Source organism: Luteibacter sp. 329MFSha, assembly GCF_900111665.1.
Taxonomy (GTDB): Bacteria; Pseudomonadota; Gammaproteobacteria; order Xanthomonadales; family Rhodanobacteraceae; genus Luteibacter.
On sequence record NZ_FOJE01000004.1, the window covers coordinates 203,857 to 228,839 of the forward strand.

Annotated in this window: 19 protein-coding genes; 9 read left to right on the plus strand and 10 right to left on the minus strand. The window is 67.0% G+C overall.

Annotation, left to right across the window (positions count from 1 at the left end; all coding sequences use genetic code 11):
* Positions 1-118: 118 nt before the first annotated feature.
* From BMW54_RS16510 to BMW54_RS16525, 4 genes are read left to right on the plus strand one after another with little or no spacing between them, the layout of a single operon-like run.
* A complete protein-coding gene (locus tag BMW54_RS16510) occupies positions 119-508 on the plus strand; it encodes a DUF883 family protein (protein ID WP_139206129.1) in 390 nt (129 codons plus the stop codon).
* 25 nt (positions 509-533) lie between these two features.
* Positions 534-1,013 (plus strand): phage holin family protein, encoded by a 480-nt coding sequence (locus BMW54_RS16515; RefSeq protein ID WP_254779415.1) that lies wholly within the window; start codon positions 534-536, stop codon positions 1,011-1,013.
* A 1-nt stretch (position 1,014) separates the two neighbouring features.
* Positions 1,015-1,332 (plus strand): hypothetical protein, encoded by a 318-nt coding sequence (locus BMW54_RS16520; RefSeq protein WP_175472899.1) that lies wholly within the window; start codon positions 1,015-1,017, stop codon positions 1,330-1,332.
* Positions 1,329-2,492: an AI-2E family transporter gene (locus BMW54_RS16525; RefSeq protein ID WP_254779417.1), complete on the plus strand. Its 1,164-nt coding sequence runs from the start codon at positions 1,329-1,331 to the stop codon at positions 2,490-2,492. Before BMW54_RS16520 ends, BMW54_RS16525 begins: the two co-directional genes overlap by 4 nt.
* A gap of 177 nt (positions 2,493-2,669) precedes the next feature.
* On the opposite strand, the gene BMW54_RS16530 is transcribed toward BMW54_RS16525, so the two are convergent.
* From BMW54_RS16530 to BMW54_RS16545, 4 genes are read right to left on the minus strand one after another with little or no spacing between them, the layout of a single operon-like run.
* Positions 2,670-3,443, minus strand: coding sequence for an SDR family NAD(P)-dependent oxidoreductase (locus BMW54_RS16530; RefSeq protein WP_090058237.1), 774 nt, complete (start codon positions 3,441-3,443; stop codon positions 2,670-2,672).
* Positions 3,440-4,873 carry an efflux transporter outer membrane subunit gene (locus BMW54_RS16535; protein WP_090058238.1) on the minus strand — a complete coding sequence of 478 codons (1,434 nt, stop codon included), beginning with the start codon at positions 4,871-4,873 and terminating at the stop codon, positions 3,440-3,442. The genes BMW54_RS16530 and BMW54_RS16535 overlap by 4 nt, the downstream gene beginning before the upstream one ends.
* A 3-nt stretch (positions 4,874-4,876) precedes the next feature.
* Entirely contained in the window at positions 4,877-8,068 is a 3,192-nt protein-coding gene (locus BMW54_RS16540) for an efflux RND transporter permease subunit (RefSeq protein ID WP_090058241.1), read from the minus strand.
* Positions 8,069-8,075: 7 nt separating this feature from the next.
* Positions 8,076-9,281: an efflux RND transporter periplasmic adaptor subunit gene (locus BMW54_RS16545; RefSeq protein ID WP_090058242.1), complete on the minus strand. Its 1,206-nt coding sequence runs from the start codon at positions 9,279-9,281 to the stop codon at positions 8,076-8,078.
* Between the two features lie 193 nt (positions 9,282-9,474).
* Between BMW54_RS16545 and BMW54_RS16550 the strand changes: the two genes are divergently transcribed.
* Positions 9,475-10,461, plus strand: coding sequence for a LysR family transcriptional regulator (locus tag BMW54_RS16550; RefSeq protein WP_090058245.1), 987 nt, complete (start codon positions 9,475-9,477; stop codon positions 10,459-10,461).
* A 97-nt stretch (positions 10,462-10,558) separates the two neighbouring features.
* A complete protein-coding gene (locus tag BMW54_RS16555) occupies positions 10,559-11,680 on the plus strand; it encodes a serine hydrolase domain-containing protein (RefSeq protein WP_090058248.1) in 1,122 nt (373 codons plus the stop codon).
* A gap of 9 nt (positions 11,681-11,689) precedes the next feature.
* Here the strand turns inward: BMW54_RS16555 and BMW54_RS16560 are convergent, their stop codons facing one another.
* The gene (locus BMW54_RS16560) at positions 11,690-13,237 is read right to left on the minus strand and encodes a winged helix-turn-helix transcriptional regulator (RefSeq protein ID WP_090058250.1); all 1,548 of its coding nucleotides are present in this window, start codon (positions 13,235-13,237) and stop codon (positions 11,690-11,692) included.
* Positions 13,238-13,246: 9 nt separating this feature from the next.
* Positions 13,247-14,041 carry an undecaprenyl-diphosphate phosphatase gene (locus BMW54_RS16565; protein ID WP_217642670.1) on the minus strand — a complete coding sequence of 265 codons (795 nt, stop codon included), beginning with the start codon at positions 14,039-14,041 and terminating at the stop codon, positions 13,247-13,249.
* A gap of 158 nt (positions 14,042-14,199) precedes the next feature.
* Here BMW54_RS16565 and BMW54_RS16570 point away from each other — a divergent pair, with 158 nt between their 5' ends.
* Genes BMW54_RS16570 through BMW54_RS16580 form a run of 3 tightly spaced genes read left to right on the plus strand, consistent with a single transcriptional unit; the run spans position 14,200 to position 18,680 of the window.
* On the plus strand, positions 14,200-15,717 hold the full coding sequence (locus BMW54_RS16570; RefSeq protein WP_090058254.1) for an efflux transporter outer membrane subunit: 1,518 nt from the start codon (positions 14,200-14,202) through the stop codon (positions 15,715-15,717).
* Positions 15,714-17,129 carry an HlyD/EmrA/EmrK family protein gene (locus BMW54_RS16575; RefSeq protein WP_090058257.1) on the plus strand — a complete coding sequence of 472 codons (1,416 nt, stop codon included), beginning with the start codon at positions 15,714-15,716 and terminating at the stop codon, positions 17,127-17,129. Before BMW54_RS16570 ends, BMW54_RS16575 begins: the two co-directional genes overlap by 4 nt.
* 3 nt (positions 17,130-17,132) lie before the next feature.
* Positions 17,133-18,680: a DHA2 family efflux MFS transporter permease subunit gene (locus BMW54_RS16580; protein ID WP_090058260.1), complete on the plus strand. Its 1,548-nt coding sequence runs from the start codon at positions 17,133-17,135 to the stop codon at positions 18,678-18,680.
* Positions 18,681-18,899: 219 nt separating this feature from the next.
* Here the strand turns inward: BMW54_RS16580 and BMW54_RS16585 are convergent, their stop codons facing one another.
* From BMW54_RS16585 to acpA, 4 genes are all read right to left on the minus strand, one after another.
* Positions 18,900-20,720, minus strand: a complete 1,821-nt coding sequence (locus BMW54_RS16585) for a peptidoglycan-binding protein (RefSeq protein WP_090058261.1) — start codon at positions 20,718-20,720, stop codon at positions 18,900-18,902.
* 17 nt (positions 20,721-20,737) lie between these two features.
* Complete coding sequence (locus BMW54_RS18640) at positions 20,738-21,322, minus strand: hypothetical protein (protein ID WP_139206130.1); 585 nt, start codon at positions 21,320-21,322, stop codon at positions 20,738-20,740.
* A gap of 89 nt (positions 21,323-21,411) precedes the next feature.
* The gene (locus tag BMW54_RS16590) at positions 21,412-22,443 is read right to left on the minus strand and encodes a lysozyme inhibitor LprI family protein (protein WP_175472900.1); all 1,032 of its coding nucleotides are present in this window, start codon (positions 22,441-22,443) and stop codon (positions 21,412-21,414) included.
* An 833-nt stretch (positions 22,444-23,276) separates the two neighbouring features.
* Positions 23,277-24,959 carry an acid phosphatase gene (gene acpA, locus BMW54_RS16595; protein WP_090058263.1) on the minus strand — a complete coding sequence of 561 codons (1,683 nt, stop codon included), beginning with the start codon at positions 24,957-24,959 and terminating at the stop codon, positions 23,277-23,279.
* Between the last annotated feature and the right edge of the window lie 24 nt (positions 24,960-24,983).

The window sequence follows — 24,983 nt, forward strand, 5'->3', positions numbered from 1 at the left end:
GCCGTAAACGCACCACCGGGCGGCTCCGGGAGTTCCTCCCGGCGTCGCCGGGCCATGACCCCGGCGTCACTTCCCATCGCCTAACGTGTCCGACCCCAGCACCTCGGAGATAAAGCTTATGAACAAGCCCGCCGACCATGTCGCCAACGCCGCGACCGCCGCCGCGAACACCGTTTCGGCCGCCGAGCGCATCGACGCACGCGCCGAGCGAGTGAAGCAGGCCACGTCCGAGGCCGTCGACCGTACCAAAGACGCGGTTGACCGCGCCGCGGACAAGGTCGAGAGCACGTTGCACACCGCCACGGACAAGGCGGCTCATGGCGCGACCCGCGCCGCCGAGCGTGCCGAGGAAGCCAAGCTTCGCGGCAAGGAGGCCTACGGCGAGGCGGTGGACACCGCCAACGACTGGCTCGACACCGCCCGCGAGTACGTTCGCGAGAAGCCGGTGCAGTCGATCGCGCTCGCGCTTGCCGCCGGCTGGCTCGCAGGCCGTATCCTGCGCAACTGATCCATCCTTCCCAAGGGGCTAGAGCATGCTTGACGACGGTCCCTCGGGGCAGCACGGCGGCGGTGGGCCCATGCCGGGTGACGCGCCAAAGGCGTTGCCGCCGCCGGCGGCACCGTCGTGGCTGGACGACCTCAAGTCGCTGGGCGCCGGGCTGAAGCATCTGTTCGGCGCGCAGCTGAAGCTCGCGTCGGCGGAGCTCGGGCTGGCGAAGAGCGGTATCGTCATGATGCTGTTCATGGGGCTGGCCGCCATCGTGTTCGCCGTGGCACTCGGCTTCACGCTGCTCGCGCTCGCCGGATGGGGGCTCGCCCAGTGGTTCGGATCGTGGGCCTGGGCGTTGACCGCACTCGCCGGACTGCAACTGGTCCTCCTGATCGTGGCGATCCTCGTCTTCCGCCGGGCCATGCACTGGCTTACGCTCCCTGCCACGCGCGCCGAGTTCGCCATCCTGGCGAGGGAAGCCGCGAAGCAGGGCAAGGCGGAAAGCGAACGGACAGGGGACTAACGTGGGTATCTTCAGGAGCATCGCCAACGTCAACGAAGCCCGGGCCCGCGTCGTCGCGGCGCGCGAGGAAACGGTGCGCCCCGCCGCGGCGCTCATCGCCCGCGGTTACGAACATCCGCTGACCGTGGTCGGTGTCGCCGCCGGTGCCGGCTTCCTGCTTAGCAACGTCAAGCTCAACCCGCTCGCCGTTCCCGGCGTCAGCGGGATCGTCGCGGGCGGCGCGGCCGATCTCATCGCGCGCGGACTGTCGATCGCGGCGGGCAGCTTCCTCGGCGACCTGGCCGGTGCGGCGACCGACGTGGCCGAGCCCGTGCCGTGAGCGATTTCCCTAGTCCGCTACCCACACCCCTGCCTTCGACGGCGGCGCCTGGCGTCGCCGTTTCCACACTGGGTACGCGTTCCCGCCGCGTCGCGCGGAGCAGCCGAAGCACGCGACGCATCTCGCGCCACCTGAAAGCCATCCGGATCTCGCTCACCGGCATGATCCTGCTGGCGCTGCTCTACACGGTCGCCATCGGCAAGGGCATCCTCGTTCCCCTCGTGCTCGCCGCTTTCATCGGCCTCGCGCTCAACCCCATCGTGGCCTCCGCGGCGCGCGTCCACGTGCCACGCTGGCTCGCCGCGGTGGTCGTGATGCTGATGCTGGGAACCGGCCTCGTCTCGGGCGTCGCCACGCTCTCCGAGCCCGCGCTCAACTGGTTCCACCAGGCGCCCACCGCGATGCGCGCGTTCGCGCCGAAGATCAAGCCGATGACGCAGCAGATCGAGGCCGCCAGCCGCGCGACGCAGAACCTCGTCGGTGGCACCGTCGCGCGAAACGCGCCGCAGACGGCGAACGGCTTCGCGTTCACGGCATGGGACATCGTCGCTGGCGCGCCGAAGGTCCTCGCCAGCGTGCTGACCGTGGCGCTGCTGGTCTTCTTCTTTCTGGTCTACGGCGACGAGATCCTCCGGCGCGCGGTCGAGATATCGCCGACGTTCTCGTACAAGCGGCACACCGTCAGCATCGTCCGCAACATCCAGACGGAGGTGTCGAGCTATCTGCTGCTCACCGCGGCGATCAACGTGACACTGGGCCTGGTCACCGCCGGCATGCTGTATCTCTACGACGTGCCGGATCCCCTGCTCTGGGGGACCGTCGCGACGGTGGCGAATTTCATCCCCTACGTCGGCGCGATCACCACCACCACGGTGCTTGCCGTGGTCGGCGCGCTGCACTTCCAGGAACTCGGCCCCGCGTTGCTGCCGGCGGCGACGTTCGCCGGTATCACGGCGATCGAAGGCAACCTCATCACCCCGATGCTGCAGGGACGGCGCTCGCGACTGAGTCCCGTCGCGATCCTCCTGTGGCTCTTGATCTGGGGCTGGCTATGGGGCATCCCCGGCGCCCTGCTCGCCGTGCCGATGCTGACCTGCGTGAAGCTGATCACCGCGAAACTCCGCGGCTGGCAGTGGTTCGCGCACATCATTTCCCGCTGATCCGACCACTGTGGGAGCGGACCCGGCCGCGACAGCTTTTCGCGGCTGTCTTCATGACTGTGGGAGCGGACCCGGCCGCGACAGCTTTTCGCGGCTGTCTTCATGTCTTGCGCGCAAGGCTGCAAACCGCCGCGAAATGCTATCGCGGCCAGGTCCGCTCCTACTGCGGCGGCTTTGTTACCAGGGCAACCTGACGCGGTCGCGGAAGAACTCGCCCGTGGTCGATTCGCGGTCGGGCAGCAGTGCCGCCCAGACGACGCCTTCGGCGCTTTCGGTGACCGGGCGGCCACCGCCCCCACCGAGGCGGGTCGCGGTCCAGCCGGGGCAGACCGCGTTGACCACGATGCCGCTGCCCATGAGTTCGCGCGCGAGCACCTGCGTATACGCGTTGAGCGCCGCCTTGGACACGCGATACGCGGGACTGTTCTCGCCGCACATCGCGCGCGCCGCGCATTCGCTCGACACGTTGACGATGCGTCCGTAGTTGTGACGCTTCATCAACGGCAACGCCGCGGACGAAAGGCACCACGCGCCAATGAGGTTCACGTCCATGGCGCCGCGGATCGCGTCGACGTCGGCCTTCGACGGCCTGCCGGTGGGATCGTAGAAGCCACCCGCGTTGTTGACGAGGATGTCGAGCCGGCCGAAGCGTCCTTCGATGTGCGCGATCGCGTCGTCGATCTGCCGCTGTTTCGTGACGTCCAGCCGGATCGCGTGCGCGTCGCCGCCCGTGTCGCGGATGGCGCGCGCGAGCGCTTCGCCCTTCGTCGGCTCGCGCATGCCCATGAACACCGTGACGCCGAGTGCCGCGAGTTGCCGCGACACCTCGAGGCCGATGCCGCGGTTGGCGCCGCTGACCAGCGCGACGCGCTGGCCGAGCGGCGGTTCCACCGCGAGGGTGGTCTGGCGCTTCGCCTGCACGGGCAGGCGGTGGACCTTCGCGGAACTCATGGCACCTTCGCGACCTCGTTACAGGCATTGTCGCCACAGGCCTGCCAGCCGCCGCCGAGCGCCTTGTACAGCTGCACGGCACGGATGTTGATGCCCGCCTCGGCTTCGGCCAGCTGATCCTCGGCCGAGAGCTGCGTGCGCTCGGCGTCGAGCAGCTCGAGGTAATCGGTGCGGCCCGCGTCGTAGCGCAGCTTCGCCAGCTCCGCGGCACGACGGCTTTCCTTCGCCTGCACGATCAGCTTCTCGACGCGTTCGCGCTGGCGATTGAAACCCACCAGCGAGTTGTCGACGTCCTCGAGCGCGGTGAGCACCGTGCGGTCGTACGCGGCGCGTGCTTCATCCGCGCGGGCCTCGGCGCCCTTCACGCCGGAACGAACGCGCTGCACGTTGAGGCCGGACCACGAAATGCTCGGGGCGATCGACCACGCGCGCGAGTCCGCGCCGCCGAAGTCGTTGCTGCGGCCGGCGAGGAAACCGATGAAACCGCCCAGCGAGATGTGCGGGAAGTAGTCGGCCTTCGCCACGCCGATGCGCGCGTTCGCGGCGGCGAGTTCGCGTTCGGCGATGCGAATGTCCGGACGGCGCTGCAGCACCTCGTCCGCGCCGCCGATGGCGAGCGTGGTGTCGATCGGTTTGAACGTCGCCGCCGAAAGGTCGACGTCGAGCTCGCCCGGGCGCTCGCCGAGCAGCACCGCGATGCGGAACTGATCGGCGCTGGCCTGCGTCTCGAGCACGGGGAGCTGCGCCTCGACGGCGGCGAGGCGTGCCTTCGCGCTGGCGAGATCCTGCTCGGCGCCCGTGCCGAGTTCGACGCGGGCGGTGATCACCTTCAGCGAATCGCGCTGGTTCTCGATGTCGCGCTTCGCGACGTCGATGCGCAGCTGCGTGCCGCGCAGGTCGAAGTAGTTGCGCGCCACTTCGGCGAACAGCGTGACCTGCGCATCCTGCAGCGACGCCTCGCCCGCGCCGGCATCGGCGCGCGCGGCCTCGACCGAGCGGCGGATGCCGCCGAAGAGGTCGAGCTCCCACGATGCGTCGAACCCGGCCTGGTAAGCCGTGATCGTCTGGCGCTGGTCGCTGAAGCCCGGCTGCTGCTGCCGGCTGCGCTGGTACGAGACGCCGGTCTCGATATCCGGGATCTGCTGCGACTTCGCCGTGCCGAGCGCCGCGCGCGCCTGGTCGAGGCGGGCGAGGGCGATCTTCAGGTCCGGCGCGTTCTTCGCCGCGCGCACGATGAGCGTGTCGAGCGTCGGGTCGCCGAACTGCTTCCACCACTGCGTCTGGAAGTCGCCCGTCGACTGCGCGGCGGGATCCACACCCTGCAGGGTCACCGGCTTCTGCTCCGGCGCGTGGTAGTCCGGCCCCACGCTCGCGCAACCGGCGAGCACGAGGGCGGCGAACAGGGCGGTACTGCGGAACATCGTTTTCATGGATCAGGACTCCCGGGCCGCGTGTTCGAGGAGACGGCGCTCGCGGCGCGCCGCGCGGCGTGCCTGCGAACGCTCGTTCCACGCGCGGATCAGCACGTAGAAGAGCGGGGTGAAGATGAGGCCGAAGAACGTCACGCCGAGCATGCCGGCGAACACCGCCACACCCATCGCGTGACGCATCTCCGCACCCGCACCGTGCGAGGTCACCAGCGGCACGACGCCCATGATGAACGCGAAGGACGTCATCAGGATCGGGCGCAGTCGCAGGCGAGCGGCTTCCAGCACGGCGTCGACGCGGTTCATGCCCTCGATTTCCGCCTCACGTGCGAACTCCACGATCAGGATCGCGTTCTTGCAGGCGAGACCCACGAGCACGATCAGGCCGATCTGGGTGAAGATGTTGTTGTCGCCACCCGTGACGATCACACCGGCGATCGCGGACAGCAGCACCATCGGCACGATCAGGATCACCGCCAGCGGCAGGCTCAGGCTCTCGTAAAGCGATGCGAGCACGAGGAACACGAGCAGCACCGAGAGAGGGAAGACGAGCACCGCGGTGTTACCGGCGAGGATCTGCTGATAGGTCAGCTCGGTCCACTCGTACGTCATGCCGTTGGGCAGGTTTTCCTTGACCAGCTTCTCCATCGCCGCCTGCGCCTGGCCGGTGCTGTAGCCCGGTGCCGCGCCGCCGTTGATTTCCGCGGTCGGGAAGCTGTTGTAGTGCTGCACGCGATCCGGGCCGTTGGTCTGGCGCACGGTGAGGAACGAACCGAGCGGCACGAGGTCACCCGCGGCGTTGCGCGTCTTCAGGCCGACGATGTCCGACGGCTCGTGGCGGAACGACGGCTCCGCGGACACGTTCACCTGGTAGGTGCGGCCGAAGCGGTTGAAGTCGTTCACGTAGAGCGAGCCGAGATAGGCCTGCATCGTCTGGAACACGTCGCCGAGATCGATACCTTCGGACTTCGCCTTCTCGCGATCCACGTCGGCGTCGAACTGCGGCACGCTCACCTGGTAGCTGGTGAACAGGTGCGCGAGTTCCGGCGTCTTCTGGCTCGCCGCGATGATGCCCTGCGTCTGCTTGAACAGTTCCTCGAAGCCGAGGTCACCGCGGTCCTCGATCTGCATGCGGAAACCGCCGATCGTGCCGAGGCCGTTGACCGGCGGCGGCGGGAAGATCGCGATGTACGCATCCTGGATGCCTGCGAACTGCGCATTGAGGCGTGCCGCGATCGCGTCGGCCGAGAGGTCGGCCGAACGGCGTTCCTCGAACGGCTTGAGCGTCACGAACGCGATGCCCGAGTTCGTGCTGTTCGTGAAGCCGTTGATCGACAGGCCGGGGAACTGCACGGCGCTTTCGGCGCCGGGGTCCTTCATCGCGATCTCGCCCATCTTGCGGATCACCGCCTCGGTACGGTCGAGCGACGCGGCGTCCGGCAGCTGCGCGAAGGCCACGAGGTACTGCTTGTCCTGCGGAGGCACGAAGCCGGTCGGCGTCTTCATGAAGCCGAACACGCCCAGCGCGACGAGACCCGCGTAGAGCATCAGCACCACCGCCGAGAAGCGGAGGATCTTCTTCACGCCACCGACGTAGCCATCCGCCGCGCGTTCGAACGTGCGGTTGAAGGGCCGGAACAGCCAGCCGAGGCCGCGGTCCATCCACACGGTGAGCTTGTCCTTCGGCTCGTCGCGACCCTTGAGCAGGATCGCCGCGAGCGCCGGGCTCAGCGTCAGCGAGTTGAACGCGGAGATCACCGTCGAGATGGCGATGGTCAGCGCGAACTGGCGATAGAACTGGCCGGTCAGGCCGCTGATGAAGGCCGCCGGGACGAACACCGCGCACAGCACGAGGGCGGTGGCCACGATCGGGCCGGTCACCTCGGTCATCGCCTGGCGCGTGGCCATCTTGGGATCGAGCCCGTGCTCGATGTGTCGTTCCACGTTCTCGACGACCACGATCGCGTCGTCGACGACGATGCCGATCGCCAGCACCAGGCCGAACAGCGACAGCGCGTTGAGCGAGAAGCCCGCGAGGTACATCACGGCGAACGTGCCGATCAGCGAGACGGGCACCGCGACGAGCGGAATGATCGAGGCGCGCCAGGTCTGCAGGAACAGGATCACCACGAGCACGACCAGCACGATCGCTTCGAACAGCGTGTGCACCACGGCTTCGATCGAGCCGCGCACGAACACGGTCGGATCGTAGACGATGGAGTAGTCGACGCCCTGCGGGAAGTCCTTCTTCAGCTCCGCCATCTCCTTGCGCACTTCGTCCGAGATCGCGATCGCGTTCGAACCGGGGCGCTGGAAGATGGGAATGGCCACCGCTTCCTTGTTGTTGAGCAGGCTGCGCAGCGCGTAGTTGTTGGAGCCGAGCTCCACCCGGGCCACGTCGCGCAGGTGCGTGACCGAACCGGAGGCGTCGCTGCGCACGATGATGTTGAGGAAGTCGTCCTCGGTCACCAGGCGGCCGCGCGTGTTGATGTTGACCTGGAACGCGTTGCTGCTCGGACCGGGAGGCGCGTTCAGCGAGCCCGCGGCGACCTCGATGTTCTGCTCGCGGATCGCCTTCACCACGTCACCGGTGGTGAGGTTGCGGATGGCGAGCTTTTCCGGGTTCATCCAGATGCGCATGCTGTACTCGCCGGCACCGAACAGCTGGACGTCGCCCACGCCGTCGAGACGGGCGAGCTGGTCCTTGATGCGCGTGCGGGCGTAGTTCGACAGGTAGAGCATGTCGTAACGGCTGTCCGGCGACGTGAGATGCACGACCATGGTCAGGTCGGGCGAGCTCTTGGTCGTGGTGACGCCGAGGCGCTGCACTTCCTCGGGCAGGCGCGGCAGCGCCTGCGACACGCGGTTCTGCGTCTGCACCTGCGCGTTGTCGAGGTCGGTGCCGAGCGCGAACGTGACGGTGAGCGTCATCGTGCCGTCGCTGGTCGACTGCGACGAGGTGTACAGCATGCCTTCCACGCCGTTGATCTGCTCTTCGAGCGGGGTGGCGACGGTCTCCGCGATCACCTTCGGGTTCGCACCCGGGTAGCTGGCCTTCACCACGACGGTCGGCGGTACGACCTCCGGGTATTCGCTGATCGGCAGCTTGAACACGGCGATACCGCCCGCGATCAGGAACAGCACCGACAGCACGCCCGCGAGGATCGGGCGTTCGACGAAGAATTGGGCGATTTTCATGGGTGGATCAGTCCTGGTTCTGCGCCACGGCGTCGACGCCGGCAGGACGCGACGCGACGTTGCGCGCGTTGTCCGGTACCAGCGACGCCATCGCGACACGCTTCGCGTTCACTTCCACGCCCGGGCGGACGCGCTGCAGGCCGTTGACGACCACGACGTCGTCGGCGGTCAGGCCGGAGTCCACGACGCGGAGACCGTCCACCAGCGCCCCGGTGGAGACGCGGCGGTACTCGACCTTCTTGTCCTTGCCGAGCACGTAGACGAACTTGTTGCCGAGGTCGGTGCCGACGGCCTTGTCGTCGATCAGCGCGCGCGGCTGGCTGTTGCCGCTGCGCAGTTCGACGCGCGCGAACAGGCCCGGGGTGTAGGCGCCGTCGGCGTTCGGGAACACCGCGCGAAGGCGGATCGTGCCGGCGCCCGCACGCACCTGGTTGTCGATGAAGTCGATCTTGCCGGTGTGCGGATAGCCTTCCTCGTCGGCCAGGCCCATCTCCACGTCCGGCGCGCGGCCGTTCTGGCGGCGCAGGCGGTCCAGCTTGAGGAAGGTCTGCTCGTCGACGTCGAAGTACACGTACATCGGGTCGACGGTGACGACGCTGGTCAGCGTGTCGCTCGGCGTCACGAGGTTGCCGGCGGTGATCTGCGCATTGCTGACCTTCCCGTCGACCGGCGCGCGGACTTCGGTGAACGAGAGATTGAGGCGGGCGTTGTCGAGCGCGGCCTGTACCGAGGCGACCTGCGCCTTGGCGCTGGCGGCGGCGGTGTCGAGGCGGTCGGCCTCCTCGCGCGAGACGGCGTGCTGCTCGATCAGCTTGGCGCCACGGGTGGCATTCGCATCGGCGTTCTTCGCTTCGGCCTTCGCCTGGGCGAGATTGGCGGCGAGGCGATCGACCTCGGCGCGGTAGGGGCGCGGGTCGATCGTGAACAGCAGGTCGCCCTTCTTCACCGCCGCGCCCTCGCGGAAGTGCACGGAGTCGATGTAACCGTTGACGCGCGGACGGATCTGGATCGTGTCCACCGCCTGGATGCGGCCGGTGAACGCGTTGGCGTCGGACACCGGGCGGAGCAGGACCTGCGCCACCGTCACTTCCGGCGCCGGCGGGGCCGCGGCAGGCTCCGCGGCGCGGCTGGCGGTGCTGCCGGCGCTGAGCCAGATCGCCGAGACCACGGCGACCGCCAGGGCGGACGAACCGAACAGGATTTTCTTCTTCATGGGGAGGTCCTGGAGCTTCGAAAGAAAGGGGTGTGACGGACAGCGGGGGCGGAGCCTACGACCTCAAGCGCGCTCGAGGTCAAGACGGTCCGTCGCAGGTGGCGAAATCTAGGTCTTGACCGTCAAGCGAAAAATGGGTCTACAATCACCTCGCCTTTGACGCTCAGTCATGAATCAATCGATGGAGTCGGCGATGGAAGACTTTTCCGCTATCAGCGTTTTCGTCCGCGTGGTCGAGGCCAAGAGCTTCTCGGCGGCCGCCCAGCACCTGCAGATGACGCCTTCCGGGGTGAGTCGCGCCATTTCCCGCCTCGAGGAAAGTCTCGGCGCGAGGCTCTTCTTCCGATCGACGCGTTCGCTGCGTTTGACCGACGATGGCTCCGCGTTCTATGCGCGTTGCAAGGAGATTCTCGCGGACCTGACGGAGGCCACGGAGGCGCTCGGTTATGCGAAGACGAAGCCGGCGGGCAAGCTGCGCGTGGCGGCCTCCTCGGCCGTCGGGCGCGCCGCGATCATCCCGAACCTCGCCGAATTCGAGAGCCGTTATCCCGATATCCGCCTCGAACTGACCATGTGCGATTTCCCGTTCGATCTGAACGAGGAAGGCTTCGATTGCGCGATCCGCATGGGCGAACTGGCGGATTCCAGCCTCATCGCCCGCAAGATCGGGCACTTCAGCAACGTGCTCTGCGCCGCGCCCTCGTATCTGGCGCGGCACGGCCGGCCGGTGTCGATCGACGACCTGAAGCGGCACAAGACGGTCAACTTCGTCCATCCCAGCACCGGCAAGCCGTACCAGTGGCAGTTCGACTCGCCCGGTGGCCGCGTCTCGGTGGACGTCGACGCGAACATGCTGATCAACGACGGCGAATCGGTGATCCAGGCCGCGATCGCGGGCCTCGGCGTCATCCAGGCCCCGCATTGCCTCGCCGCCACGGCGCTGGAGAAGGGCCTGCTCGAAATCATCATGACGGACACGATTTCCACCGGTTCCAACCTGTGGATCGTCTACCCGCAGAAGCGCCACCTCTCGGCCCGGGTGCAGGCCTTCATCGAGTGGACCAGCGAACTGTTCACCCGTACCAGCGAGCCCAAGTGCAAGCTGGTCGAGCAGCAGCAGGCCGAGCTGGCCCGGCTGCGCGCGAACCCGCCGGCGATGGAGATCGCGGCCGTCGCCTGATCCCCGATACGGCGCCTTCATGAAACTTCATCGCGGTTTCAGGCACTTCAGGCGCCGTCACGGTTGACTCGGGGCTCCACCAACGGAGCCCCGGACCATGCATCGCATAACGCGTCACCTCTGCTTTCTCACCCTGATTCTTGTGTCGTCCACCGCCGCGGCGGGCCGTTACGAGCCACCTCGGGCGGCGTCCGACGGCTGGGCCGTGGCGGACGCCGGCACGCTCGGCTGGAACACCGCCACGCTCGCCACCCTCGACGACAAGGTCGCCGACGGCACCTATAAGAAGATCACCAGCCTGGTCGTCGCCGACCACGGTCGACTGGTGTTCGAGCGCTACTTCAACGGCGGTTCGCCCGAACTGCTCAACGACGTGCGCTCGGCCACCAAGAGCGTCACGGCGATGCTCGTGGGCGCTGCGATCCAGCGCGGCGCCATCCGCGACGTGAAGGCGCCGGTCTACGCCTTCTTCCCGGAGGTGCGGCTCGCGCACCCCGATGCGCGGAAGGCCACCATCACGCTCGAAGACCTGCTCACGATGAGCTCGATCTGGGAATGCGACGACGAGAATCCGTTCTCGTCCGGTAACGAGGAGCGGATGTACGTGACCGAGCGGTGGCTCGACTTCGCGCTCGACCTCCCGATCCGCGGCTACGCGCCATGGGTGACGCGTCCGAAGGACTCGCCGCATGGCCGTACGTTTGCCTACTGCACGGCCGGCAGCTTCGTCGCGGGCGCCGTGGTGGAGCGCGCCACGAAGCAGCCGCTGGCCGCGTTCGCCCACGACGTGCTGGAGGCCCCGCTCGGCATCACGGCGGTGCGCTGGAACACGTCGAGCGAAGGCATCGGCATGGGCGGTGGCGGCACGCGTTACCGGTCGCGCGACCTGGCGAAGCTGGGCCAGCTCGCCGTCGACGGAGGACGCTGGCAGGGCAAGCCGGTGCTGCCCGCCGCGTGGATCGACGCGATGCTCACCGTCCGCGCGCAGGCGCGGGACGATGCGGATTACGGCTACCAGTGGTGGCAGTTCCGCTTTCCGGTGCACGGCGTGGAAACGAAGGTATGGGCCATGAGCGGCAATGGGGGCAACTACGTCTTCGTCCTGCCCGAGCGCGGACTGGTCGCCGTCGTCACGAGCCAGGCCTACAACCAGGGCTTCGCGCATCCGCAGTCGCAGGGGATATTCCGGGACATCGTGCTCGCCGCGTTGCCGCGTTAAGGGCCTGGCTCAGTGCGACCCCAGCTCCGGCGGGCACCAGGGCGCCTCCCGCACCCGCTGCCGCTCGGCGGCGACGCGGCGTTCGATGGCGTCCACGACGTCGGTGAACGCGGGTGCCCGGCGCAACGAGGCGAACAGGGGCGACACGCGCAGGTAAGCGGCGTCGCGCCAGCCTCTCTCGACCGCGTCGGACAGCGCCGCGAGCGCGCCCCCGGTGTCGCCCGCCGCCTGGAGCAACAGCGCGAGCTCCAGCCGGCTCGCGGGCCAGGGATCGTCGTGCAGCGCGGTGCGCAGCCCGGCGATGCGTTCGCGCAGCCACGCCGGATCGACGGGGGCCTCGCCATGCAATGCCGCCAGCGTGGCAGGCAGGGACGCGTCGGGCCGCAGCGCTTTCGCTTCGGCGAACGCGTGCGCGGCCCCGGCGCGGTCGCCACGCGACAGCGCGAGTTCGCCGTCGAGCTGGGCGAGTTCGGCGCGCGCCGTGCCACGGGCGCGGGACTCGGCGACCGCCGCGCGCGCGTCGTCGAGGCGTCCCTGCGCGAACAGGAACGCGGGCCAGGCGATGTTGCCGAAGACGTTGTCCGGCGACAGGTCGAACACGTGGCGGTAATGGGTTTCCGCCTGCGCGGTGAACCCGAGCAGCTCGTATTCGCGAGCCACCTGCACCTCGCGGAAGCGCACGCGCGCCGGATCGCCGCGCATGTCGAGGTTCGCGCGCAGCGCGTCCGCGAGGCGGCCCTGCTCCTGGTACAGGTAGGCCGCCGACGCGCGGCTCGCGTCGTCATCCGGATCGAGGCGGACGGCACGCTCGTAGCCGCCGATCGCGCCGGCGATGTCGCCGAGGCAATCGCGCGCGTAGCCCAGGGCCGACCACGCGTTGCCGCTGTCGGTCCGGACCGAGACGGCGCGCGACGCCAGCTTCAGCCCCTCGCGGGCCTCGTCGGCACTCGCGTTGTAAAGACATGTACGGGCGGAACGGGCGCGACTGGCGCCTGCGAGCGCGTCGACATCGTCCGGCGCGTCGCGTAACGCGCGCTCGTACAGGGCGAGCGCGCGTTCATTGTTCTCCCGCTGGCCCATCGCCGCGTACCAGCGCGCACGATCGAGCACGTCGCGCTGCGCGCTCGCGGGGGGCTTGCGGTCGTGCGAGAGGAACGCCAGGGCGACGCCTCCGACCGCGAGCACGCCGACGGCGGCGACGGCGGGCCAGAGGAAGCGGCGATGCGCTCCACCATTCGTCAGCGGCACGGGCGGGGCGCCCAGCTGGTAACCGCGCCCGCGCACCGTGCGCACGTAACGCGGCTGCCTGGCGTCGTCACCCAGCGCCTGGCGCAGCAAGCGCACGCGCTGCGTGACGGTCTCCTCGTTCACCACGGCCGGCGCCCAGACCTCGGCCATCAGTTCGTCGAAGCCGACGACGCGGTCCGCATGCTCCAGCAGGCAGGCAAGCAGCCGGAAGCTGAGCCCCGTCACGTCGAGCCACCGGCCATCGCGCTCGACCCGCTGGCGCGCGAGGTCGATGGTGAGGTCCAGTAGCCGGTAACGGGTGCCATCCATGGAAGCGGGTCAGCCTCCGGCGGGAAGGAGCAGCAGCAGCGCGATGCCGAGCGCGATGCGGTAGACCGCGAACGCGGTGAAACGATGCGAACGGATGTAGCCGAGCAGCCACTTCACCGCCACGAACGCGACGATCGTCGAGACGACGAAGGCCACGCCCAGACCGGTCCAGTCCTCGCCCGCCGCGCCGCCGTGCGTGAACGTCTTCAGCAGCTCGTAGCCGGTGGCGGCGTACATGGTGGGGATGCCGACGAGGAAGGCGAATTCCGTGGCGGCGGCGCGATTGTTGGTGCCCGCGAGCATCGCGATGAAGATCGTCGCGGCGGAGCGCGACGTGCCGGGAAAGACGCCGGCCACGATCTGCGCGAGGCCGACCAGGATCGCCACCTTCCACGTGATGGCGGCGCGCTCGGGGCGGTTTTCCGCAAGCTTCTCCGCCAGCATCATCCAGATGCCGCCGGCGATGAGGGCCCAGGCGATGGGCGTCACGGTCTCGGGAAGCTTGAAGCCCAGCTTCGCGACGACCAGACCGAGCACGGCGGTGATCACGAACGCCACCGAGAGCTTCATCAGATAATCGCGCGTCTCGGGACGCCGCCAGTTGACGACGAAGCTCCACAGCGTGCGCCAGTAGATGAAGGTCACGGCGAGGATCGCGCCGGCCTGGATCGCAATGTTGAAGAGGTCGGAGCGCGCACCGAGCCAGCGTTCGGCGATGAGCAGGTGGCCCGTGCTGGAGATGGGGAGGAACTCGGTGATCCCCTCGACGATGCCGAGGAGGATGGCGCTGAGCAGATCGTTCACGTGGCGGGGATTCCAGTGGGGGACGACGGCATAGCTTAGCCGCTGCGCGCCCCGCACCGTCACGCGGCGCCCACGCGGGGCGCTGATATCGTCCCGATACGTGACGGAGGGCGCATCTCGCCCGTCCGGTTCGCAAGAACTTTCCATACGGACCTGCCATGGCGTTTCTCCTCCATTCGCCGGGCCGCCGACGCCGTGACCTGCGCGTCGCCGTCGTCGTCGCGGCGTTCCTGCTCGGTGCGTGCGCACCGCCGGTGCGGCCCCCGGCTTTCGTTCCGCGCGACGAGGTGCCCATCGCGGGCCTACCCGGCGGCAAGGCGGGGTGGCCGCCCGCCGAATGGTGGCGGAGCTACGCCGACGCTCAGCTCGACCGGATCGTCGATGTCGCGATGCGCGGCTCGCCGAACATGGAGCAGGCCGAGGCGCGCTATCGCGCGGCCTTGCGCGCGGTGGACACGGCGCGCGCGGAGCTGAATCCGCAGGTACGCGGTCTTCTGACCGGCAGCCACGGCTACAGCGATGTCGACGTGCGCGGTGAAGCGCCGGGTGCGGCGGGCAACGCGCAGGGCTTCCAGCTCAATCCGGGCAACAGCTGGAGCAACAGCGGCGTCGCGGGCGCGCTGGCGACGTGGGACCTGGATCTGTGGGGCCGGCAGAAGGACGCCGTCGCCGCGGCGGTGGGCCAGGCGCGCGCCGCGGAGGCCGAACGCGCCTCCGCTGCCGCGTCCCTGCAGTACAACGTGGTGAACACCTATTTCGACTGGCAGGCGCAGGAGGCGCGTCTCGCCGTCGCCAGGCACGCCGCCGAAAGCGCCACGCAGTATCGCGAGCTGGTCGCGCTGCGGGTGCGCAGTGGCCTCGACGACCCGACGGCGCTCGATCAGGCCGATGGCCGCGAAGCGCAGCTACGTCTTTCGGTGGCGCGGCTCGAAGGCGCGGCCGAGCTCGATCTCGTCCAGCTCGCCGCGCTCGCGGGCGTCTCGCCGAAGGAACTGGGCACGCTTGTCCCGTCGCCCCTTCCGGTCGCGGACACGAGCCTGCCCGCCGACGCGCGTCTCGGCCTGCTGGCGCGTCGACCCGACATCGCCGCCGCGCGCTGGCAGATCGAGGCCTCCGCGAAGAACATCGACCAGGCGCGCAAGGCGTACTACCCCAACGTCAGCCTGACCGGACTGGGCGCGTTCCTGCGCACGTATCCCGACCTCGGCTCCGGCACGCGGACGGATCTCACGCTTGGCAACATCGGCGCGTCCGTGCAGCTGCCGATCTTCAGCGGCGGACGTCTTCGTGCGCAGTACGAAAGCGCGCAGACGCAGCTCGACACCGCCGTGGCCCAGTACGACGCCGCCGTCGTGCAGGCGGCCGGCGAGGTCGCGCAGGGCGTCGCCACGCTGACCGCGCTGGCGGCGCAGCGAGCGCAGGTGGACCGTCAGTACGATGCCAGCGCCGCGCAGAAGGCCAAGGCGGCGGACCGCCGTTCGAAAGGCCTCATCGACGACCGTACCTGGCTCGACGCGGACATGCAGCTCGACCAGCAACGCGACGCGCGCCTGCAACTCGCCAGCCAGACGCTCTCGGCCAATCTCTCCCTCATCCACGCGCTCGGCGGCGGTTACCGCGCCGACGACCTGCCCGATCTTCCGGCCGCGGATGCCGGCAAGGACTCCACCCGATGACTCCCGAAAACGAAGGCCCGCGCGACGCCAACGACGACACCCCGCCGCCGCAGCCGTACAAGTACCGCTACAAGTACCTGCACAAGTACGGGGACGCATCGCCGCGTGGCGAGCGCGACGACGACACGGACGACGAGAAGAACGATGGGAAGGGCGAGGACGAGAACGCCCGGAAGGATGGCGAGCAGGGCAAGGAAGAAAAGAAGGAAGATGGCAAGAAGGACGACGACAAGAAGGAAGACCCGAAGGCGAAGCGGAAGAAGGTCATCGTCCTGTCGGTGATCGCGGCCGTCTTCATCCTTGCCGGCCTCACGTGGCTCCTGCTGTACATCTTCGTCTTCTCGCAGCGCGAAACCACCGACGACGCCTACGTGAAGGGCGACATGGTGACGATCTCCTCGCGTGTCGCGGGAACCGTCGTCGAAGTGGCGGTGGAGGAAACCGACCGCGTCCACGCCGGGCAGGTGTTGATCCGGCTGGATCCGGTCGACGCACGCGTGAGCCTGATGAACGCCGAAGGCCAGCTAGCGCAGGCCGTGCGCGAGGCGCAGGCGCGGATGCAGCAGGCCAACCAGGCCGACGCCGCGATTCCCCAGCGCCGCGCCCAGTACGAACAGGCACGCGACGAGTACAACCGGCGTCATCCGCTGCTCGAGCGCCGCGCCGTCTCGGCCGAGGAAGTCGACACGGGACGGCGCCAGATGCAGCAGGCGCTCGCGGCATTGCAGGCCGCGGAGCGCGAGGCGGCGGCCGCGCATGCGCAGGTCGACGGCACCACCGTGGAGGATTACCCGGCCGTGATCCAGGCACGCGCGCAGTTCCGCAACGCGTGGGTGAACAACGGGCGCAACGCGATCGTCTCGCCGATCGAAGGCTACGCGGCGCGGCGCCAGGTGCAGGTGGGCCAGCGCATCCAGCCGGGGCAGGACCTGCTCACGGTCGTGCCGCTGCAGGACCTGTGGGTGGACGCGAACTTCAAGGAGACGCAGCTCGAGCACATCCGCATCGGCCAGCCGGTGAAGATCAGCACCGACATGTACTCCGACGTGGAGTACCACGGCAAGGTCGTCGGCCTCAACGCGGGCACCGGCAGCGCGTTCTCACTGCTGCCGGCCGAGAACGCGACGGGCAACTGGATCAAGGTCGTGCAGCGCCTGCCGGTGCGCATCGCGCTCGACGCCGAAGACCTGCGCCGCCATCCGCTTCGCGTCGGCCTGTCGACCGACGTCAACGTCGATACCCATGATCGCGATGGCAAGGTGCTGGCCGAGACGCCGCGCACGAAGCCGCTGGCGGTGACCAACGTCTACGAGCGCGAGATGGGCGAGGCCGACCAGCGCGCGGAGGAGATCATCAAGGCCAACACCGTCGACGCCACACCGAAGCCGTTACCGGCGCGACGCGGCGCCTGACCGATGGCGGAGGCGAAGCAGGCATCGGCGAAGCCACCGCTGAAGGGCGGCGCGCTCGCGTTGCTCACGGCAGGTGTCGCGCTCGCGACGTTCATGGAGGTGCTCGACATCTCCATCGTCAACGTCTCGGTGCGCACCATCGCCGGCAACCTCGGCGTGAGCAGCAACGAAGGCACGATGGCGATCAGCGCCTATTCGATGGCGAGCGCCGTGATGCAGCCCCTGACCGGCTGGATCGCGAAGCGCTTCGGCGAAGTGCGCACGTTCACGATTTCCGTGCTGCTCTTCGTCGTGTTCTCGGCCATGTGCGGACTCGCGCAGAGCATGCCGATGCTGATCGTGTTCCGTCTCTGCCAGGGTGCGGTGTCGGGTCCAATGGTGCCGCTGTCGCAGACCCTGCTGCTCAACAACTACCCGGTGGCCAAGCGACCCATCGCGCTGGCGCTCTGGGCGATGACGGTCGTCGTCGCGCCCGTATTCGGCCCGATCCTGGGCGGGTGGATCACGGACAACTACCACTGGTCGTGGATCTTCTTCATCAACATACCGGTCGGCATCTTCGCGCTCGTGATCACGTACGCGCTGCTGCGCGATCGCGAATCGAAGACGGCGAAGATGCCCATCGACGCGGTGGGTCTATTCCTGCTGGCGGTTGGCGTGGGCTGCCTGCAGTTCATGCTCGACAACGGCAACGACGACGACTGGTTCTCCTCGACCAACATCGTCATCCTCGCGATCGTGGCCGTCGTCTGCCTGACCTTCCTCATCGCCTGGGAGCTGATGCACAAGCACCCGGTGGTCGAACTGCGCCTGCTCACCAAACGCAATTTCCTCGTCGGCGTCCTGTGCCTGTCGCTCGGCATGTTCGCGTTCTTCGGTGGCACGGTGGTGATGCCGATGTGGGTGCAGGAGGTCCTGGGATACACCGCCACATGGGCCGGCTTCGTCGTGGCGCCGATCGGCGTGCTCGCGATCATCATGTCGCCACTCGTCGGCGCCTTCCAGAACCGGTTCGACCTGCGCGTGCTCAATACCGTGGGCTTCGCGATCTTCGCCGGGGCGTCGTTCTACATGGCGAACCTGAGCACGAACGCGCCTTACAGCGAGCTGGCGATACCGCGCATGTGCATGGGCGCGGGCGTCGCGCTGTTCTTCGTGCCCGTGAACCAGATCATCCTCGCGGGCCTGCGCGACGATCAGGTCGCGAGCGCGTCGGGCCTGTCCAACTTCTTCCGTACGCTCGCGGGCAGCATCGCCACGGCCGTGAGTACCACCATGTACTCGCATCGCACGACGTATCACCACGCCGTGCTGTCCGAGAACGTGACGGAAGGCGGGCGCGCCACGACCGAATACCTCGACCGGCTGCAGACCTTCGGTGCGCAGGGGCCGACCGCCAACGCCGCGCTGAACCGCATCGTCGACATGCAGGCGGCGACCCTCGCGGTGAACGACGTGTTCTGGGTCTTCGGGCTGATGTTCGGCATCGCGATGATCGCGGTGTGGTTCGCCAAACCACCCTTCGCGCCGGGCGGCACGGGCGGCCACTGAACAGGGATCGGTGCAAGCACCCATCGCCGATACGATCGGCTCCCACCCATGCGGGGCCGCTCTGGTGGGAGCCGATCGCATCGGCGATCCCGCGGCAGCGGGCAGGGTGTCGGTGTAGCCGCTCCGCCATTCCTTGCCCGGAAACGCCAGTGTCTCGAGCCCGATCCGTCGCGTGATGAAGCGTGCGATGTAACGGTAGGGTAGATCGCGTGCGCTACGTCACAGGGACGGTCCGCTCCTGCTCATCTGCTGTTGCTGAGCCAGGTACTCGGACCGCACCAACGCCTGCTGCTGATCGTACTCCGCAATCTGCGCGACGGCCTGCTCGGGCTCCGGGGGCGCCTTTTTAAGGTCGACGGTAACCGGCAAGGAGAGAGCGCCATTGCCGAGGAAGCCCATCGTCAGGTTCCGCTCGTCCAGGTGACAGATGCTCAGGTTGTCGGCCGTGATTCGGCTGGTGTGGCAGGCGGCGGTGAACTGGAGCAGGCGGTCCTCCGAGGCGTCGGGTATGCGGCGGCCGAGTTCGGTGTAGAGGGCGTATTGAGCGTTTTCCGGGTGCCGGGGATCGTTGAGGTAAGGACCAAGCTGGGTGGCTGCGGCCCGCTCATCCACATAGGAGGGCACAGGAATGGCATCGGGCATTTGGTGTTCCGCGTATGGCGGCGCGTTCGGCCGCTGCCACTCAATCGGACGGGATTCGATGTTGCTCTTCTGAAGATGGTCGAGCGTCGGCAGCGCGCGAAGTTGCTGCGCATGCTCGTTCTGAAGGCCAGCGATGAACGCACGGCTCTCTATTGTTCGCCGTGTCACCTCATCGGCCACACCACTGATTTCGAGACCTTCCTGATGCTGAAATCGCGCGACGGCTGCCCTGGTGTACGAGTCGTATGAGCCATTCACCGAGAGGGGCTCGTTCCGGTAATCGACAAGTCCCAACTTATTGAGGTTTTCCTGGAGCTGCATCGTCGCCTCCGCGTCCAAGGGATCCGGCATTCCAGCAACTGTCACCGATGCTCGAAGTGATTGGCGCGAGTGAGCGGCATTCAGGTCCGCGTTGTCCATCATCGATACGTCGAACGATGGTTGCAGCGAGCCAACGACGTGACTGTGGCCTATGGACTCGTATGGCAAATCCCCGTCCCAGACCTCGGCGACGTTGATCTCGCCGTTCTGGAACGCCTCATCAGTCAGGTAACGCGCCATCGAGGGCGACCGCTTTGCCGCGTCAGCAAGAAACCTCTCTCTAGCCGGGGCAATCGCCTCAGATATGGTCGGGACCGCTCCAAACTCGGACGTGAGGTATTGATAGTCCCTGTTCGCCAAATAAATTACATTGGTTTCAGAGCGGGATTGTTGGCCATCAAAGTTCTGTCCGAAGCGTCGCTCCAGTTCATCAATATGCTGACGATTGTCGCGGATGATCTCATAGACCCTCCTTGCTTCCGTGGCGGTCACTGCCCGGGGATCGTCGTAGAGACCAAAGATCTGCGCCTCCATGGAACGCGCCTTGCGCAGCCCCACCTCGACACCGGCATTGCTCCCCCAGCTGTTGTATCGCATCTCGTACCAGGCAGTTGCACGGTCGCCCCGGCGAACGGCGTCCCGGAAAGGCTGCATTCGCGAGACAGCCGATCCGACACCGCGGTTATAGGTCAGTGCGACGTAAGCCGCTCGCTCGACGGAAGGCGGCATACCCAACGTGTTCGCAGGACCCTCGTAATTCGCAAGCGTCGAAGAAGACAATAGGTTGCTAGCCTCGTCCTTCGTAAGCACCCGACCGAACTTGACTGCGATACTTGTCTTCTCGTGTGCCGGCGCGGCGTCAACCTTCTTCAAATGTTCGCGCTCAGTATCGCTCAGGCGAATCCCCGCTTTCTCCCAGATGGCGAGATTGTCGTTGCGATTGAACGTATACCCATAGCCCGTAGTAGCCTTGCCATCGTCCAGCCTGTAGACGACGCCCTTGAAGCCTTCGATCTCCTGGATAATATTTGCGCACAGCTTCCGGTAAGTGCGATCGTCGAGTTCCCTGTACTTCATCAACTTCTCCTTGCCATCTATTCCATACCTCGGTTCGCACCTTTGCAGGCACCCGCTAATTGCTCGACGGCCGCTTCAGCTAACGCAGCGGCTTGCCTTCTCAGCACGGTTTCACTAGGAATGCTCGATATGTCCGGGTACCTCGCGGGCTCGATCGTGCCCACGACGCTCCAGACCAGGGTGTCGGATCGCTCAACGATTCGAGCCCGGAGCAGAGCACCCGACCGGCCGCTTCGGATACCGACCACCGCGCCCGTAGTACTCACGCTGCCCATCACTGAACCCGCATACCCTTCGTCGAGACGAGACGCGCCAGCCAGGCCAGCATCGTGCTGGCCACACACCTCGTTGCCTTCCTGCAAAAGCGTCAGATAAAAGAAATCGCATTTCGCAAGATCGTCGGATCCTGATGGCGAGCATGTGAGGCTCACCCAGCGCCCCGTGAGCGACGTTGCTGACAGGACCGTCGCCTCTTCTCCTTGCCCGCCGCGCTTGCGGCCATCGCCAGAAACGCCGATTGCAGAGGCCTGCGACGCGACAACAAGCACCGCAAGCAACCCTGCCGCGACGCCAAGAGGGCGCGCATAATAGGGATATGTCATCACTACTCCTTGCAGGGCACATGGAAGCCCTTCGTGATCGCCGGTCCCGACGACTTGCCGAAGCGTTGCTAAAAGAACCACCTTCCTTCTCAGGGAGGTAAGGTCCTCTTGTTCTTGGCGAGCGCGTTACGAAGCGATGCCTCGTCAATTCGTTCCATAGGCATCATCCGGAAGTCTCTCGGATAGGACGCCACTTCCTGAATGATCCTCACGGCAGCATCCGCAGGTGTGGAAACGTCTCTGTAATAGCTTTCTGCTCTCGAGAGGTGCCACTGATCTTTCTTCATGGCGAACGAGTAGGAATACGAACCACCACGGATATTGACGTTCCTGAAAGTCACCCGTCGGTGCTTAACCTCGAAGTCATCGTTGAGTTCCAGAGGCCCTGCGCGCCTGTTAGCGACGTTGTTCTCGCAGTCGACCGCCTGGCTCGACCGCCCGAAGATGTTCTTCTTCCCGTTAATCGCAGCAACGACGAGCTCGCACCGGTAGGCAACACGATCCTCCCAGCCACCGGGATCCATAGGCTCCGACTTCCCCGGGCTCCGCAGGATCAAGGCGTGCGTCGTCTCGCCGCCTGGGGCGCTAACGTACTTGTACGCAAGCACGGCTTTGTCCCCAACGACGGACGAGCGCATTGCCTCGGGCAGCGATAATGCAAACGCTGCAAGGTCGGCGGCATCGTGGCGCGCCTTTTCCAGAACGTCTTCCAGCACATGCGCCCGTGCAGCAGTCTGTATCAGGTAGCACGTAGCGATGCTCGTTCGCCCCTCCAGCCCGGCGGCTTCCGTTGAGTTACAGAAGCTGTCCTTGGCCTGGATCCACGCCCGCTCCTCCGCACGCAATTTGCCATTACCGTTATCGCCAAGTGCGTCCATCGCGCGCTTGTACGCCACGTTCAGACGATGGTCCTGGGACTTGTACTCGTCGTCCGCGCAGACCAATGCCGCGAATTGATCCTCTCCAGCCCTCCGCACACACTCCGAGTACCTGGAAAAGGGACCAAGGTCGACAGACGCGACAGTTTTTCCACTAAGCAGGCCGCTCAGGACGTCATCCTTTGCGTCCTTTGCGCCGAAAGGAGACATCTTCTGCTGGTGATCATCCGTGGGTGCCGCCATCGCTGGCGCCGGCCTCGAACACCCACCCCCGCCGACGGCCATCGCAAGGAGCAGCGCACAGGCCAAGGGCAAACGAGGCAGCTCATCCCGCGCTCCATGACGTACTTGCAAACGCATACTCTTTCCTTGAGGGATCGCGCCGGAGACAAGGGCCGGCCATGAGTCCTCGGCACGGTACGTCAACCTTCGGGTGCGATATATGGAAGTTTTCGGAAAAGTGTCTCAATCGTCCTGCGCCCTCTTCCACGTCAGCCGCGCATGCGCCTGCGCCGTGCCGCGGACCATAGGGCTCGTGGTTTCACCGGCTGCCCGCGACGCGCGTCGGACAGCTTGATTGACGCCGCGGATGGCGTCAGCGCGTGAAAGCGGCGCGCAAGAGGACAAGCCGGGTCATACGGCCGAGCGTCGTGCCTGATTTCGGCATCGCGATGATCGCGGTGTGGTTCGCCAAACCACCCTTCGCGCCAGGCGGCACCGGCGGCAGCTGAAGAGGGATCGGTGCAAGCACCCATCGCCGATACGATCGGCTCCCACCCTTCGGTAGCACCCTCACCGGGTGACCGAGACCAGGGTCGCTCTGGTGGGAGCCGATCGCATCGGCGATCCCGCGATAGCGGGCAGGGTGCGGGTGTAGCCGTGCTGTCGGGCCTTCGCGCCAGGCGGCACGGGCGGCCACTGAAGAGGGACCGGTGCAAGCACCCATCGCCGATACGATCGGCTCCCACCCTTCGGTAGCAGCCTCACCGGGTGACCGAGACCAGGGCCGTCCTGGTGGGAGCCTATCGCATCGGCGATCCCGCGGCAGCGGGCAGGGTGCGGGTGTAGCGGCTCCGTCAGACCTTGCCCGGAAACGCTAGCGTCTCGGTCAGATCACCCGGCGCCGGACCGCCGGCGGCCACCATCGCGTCTTCGCGCATCTTCAGGCCCGGCAGCTTCTCGAGCCCGAAGCGTCGCGTGATGAAGCGTGCGATGGAACCCGTGTCGTAGATGGTGTGCTCGACGTGGCCCTTCTTCGCGAACGGCGAGATCACGAGCGCGGGAATGCGGGTGCCCGGTCCCCAGCGATCGCCCTTCGGCGGTGCGACGTGGTCCCACCAGCCGCCATTCTCGTCGAACGTCACCACCACGAGCATGTTCTTCCACTGCGGGCTCTTCTGCAGCGCATGCACGACGTTCGCGATGTGGCGGTCGCCGGCCTCGACGTCCGAGTAGCCGGCATGCATGTTGAGGTCGCCCTGTGGCTTGTAGAACGTCACGGGCGGCAGCTTGCCTGCGGCGACATCGGCCAGGAAATGGTTCGTCGACGCCGTCTCGCCAAGTCCGCCGTCGCGCAGGTGCCGCTTGCGCGCGTCGGTTCCCGGTGCGAGCGACACGAAGTAATTCAGCGGCTGATGGTGAGGCTGGAAGTTCGGCGTCTGCGGGAAGCTGGCGTCGTCGCCATCGCCCTTGCCATCGAGCGCGGCCTGGAACGCGCCGCCATACCAGGCCCAGTCGACGTCCTTCGCCGAGAGCATGTCGCCGATGTGCTTGTGCGTCTGCGCGACCAGCGTGTTGGCGCTCGTCGCATCCGCGAGCAGCGGGTTCGTGCGGTCGACGTTGAAGCCCGGCGAGTACGGCGGGCCGATCGTGTTCACCGCGTAGAAGTCCGGGGTCAGCGTGTTGTGGTGCGCGAACTTCGGCTTGCCGTCCATCGCGCTCTTCGGCGAATCCTCGGCCATCTTCAGGCGGAAATCGGTGGGTTCACCGCTTTCCGTGACCGCGATGTTGAACTGCGCCGGACTCTTGTCGGCATTCGGATAGAACGGCGGGCGCGCGGCGACGAGGTACTGGTGGTTGAGGAACGAGCCACCGAAAGCGCCCATGAAGAAGTTGTCGCACAGCGTGAATTGCTCGGCGAGCCGCCAGAGACGCAGATGGACCGGTGCGCTGGCGTAGTGGCCCATGGTCAGCGCGCCGTTGTCGCCCCAGGCGACGAAGCCGTCGTTCTTTCCGCCGTTGATCTGCAGCTGGTTGTTGTAGAACGCATGCACGAGGTCGCGCGTGACCAGGCCGTGCGGCAGCGGCGTGCCGTCGCCGGTGTGCAGCGCCCACGGCGCGTTCGGCAGGCCGGTGATGTCCTTCTCGCCGATCTTGTACGTCTTGTGGTCGACGACCTGTTCGTGCGGCACCATTCCGCCCCAGATCGGCGGCAGCGTCTTCAGCGGCGTTCCGTCGCGATCGCGCTGCACCAGCCGCTCGGCGGGCACGGCGCTCAGCGGCTGCTGAAGACCGGGGAAGTCACCGAAGAGGTTATTGAAACTGCGATTCTCGGCGTAGATCACCACGACGTTGTGGATGTGCTTCGCGAGCAGGGCGTCGAGTGCCTTGCCGCCCGGTGCCGGCGTCGGGGCGAGCTTGCCGTCGGCCGCCGCGGCATCGAGGCCACCGAGCGCGAGCAGCGCGCCAGTCGTGGCCATGCCGCCAAGCAGGCGTCGACGTCCTTCGTCGGGCGTATCGTCGTCGTGTCGGTTGGTCATGCGAAAACCCAAGGAAGTGGAACG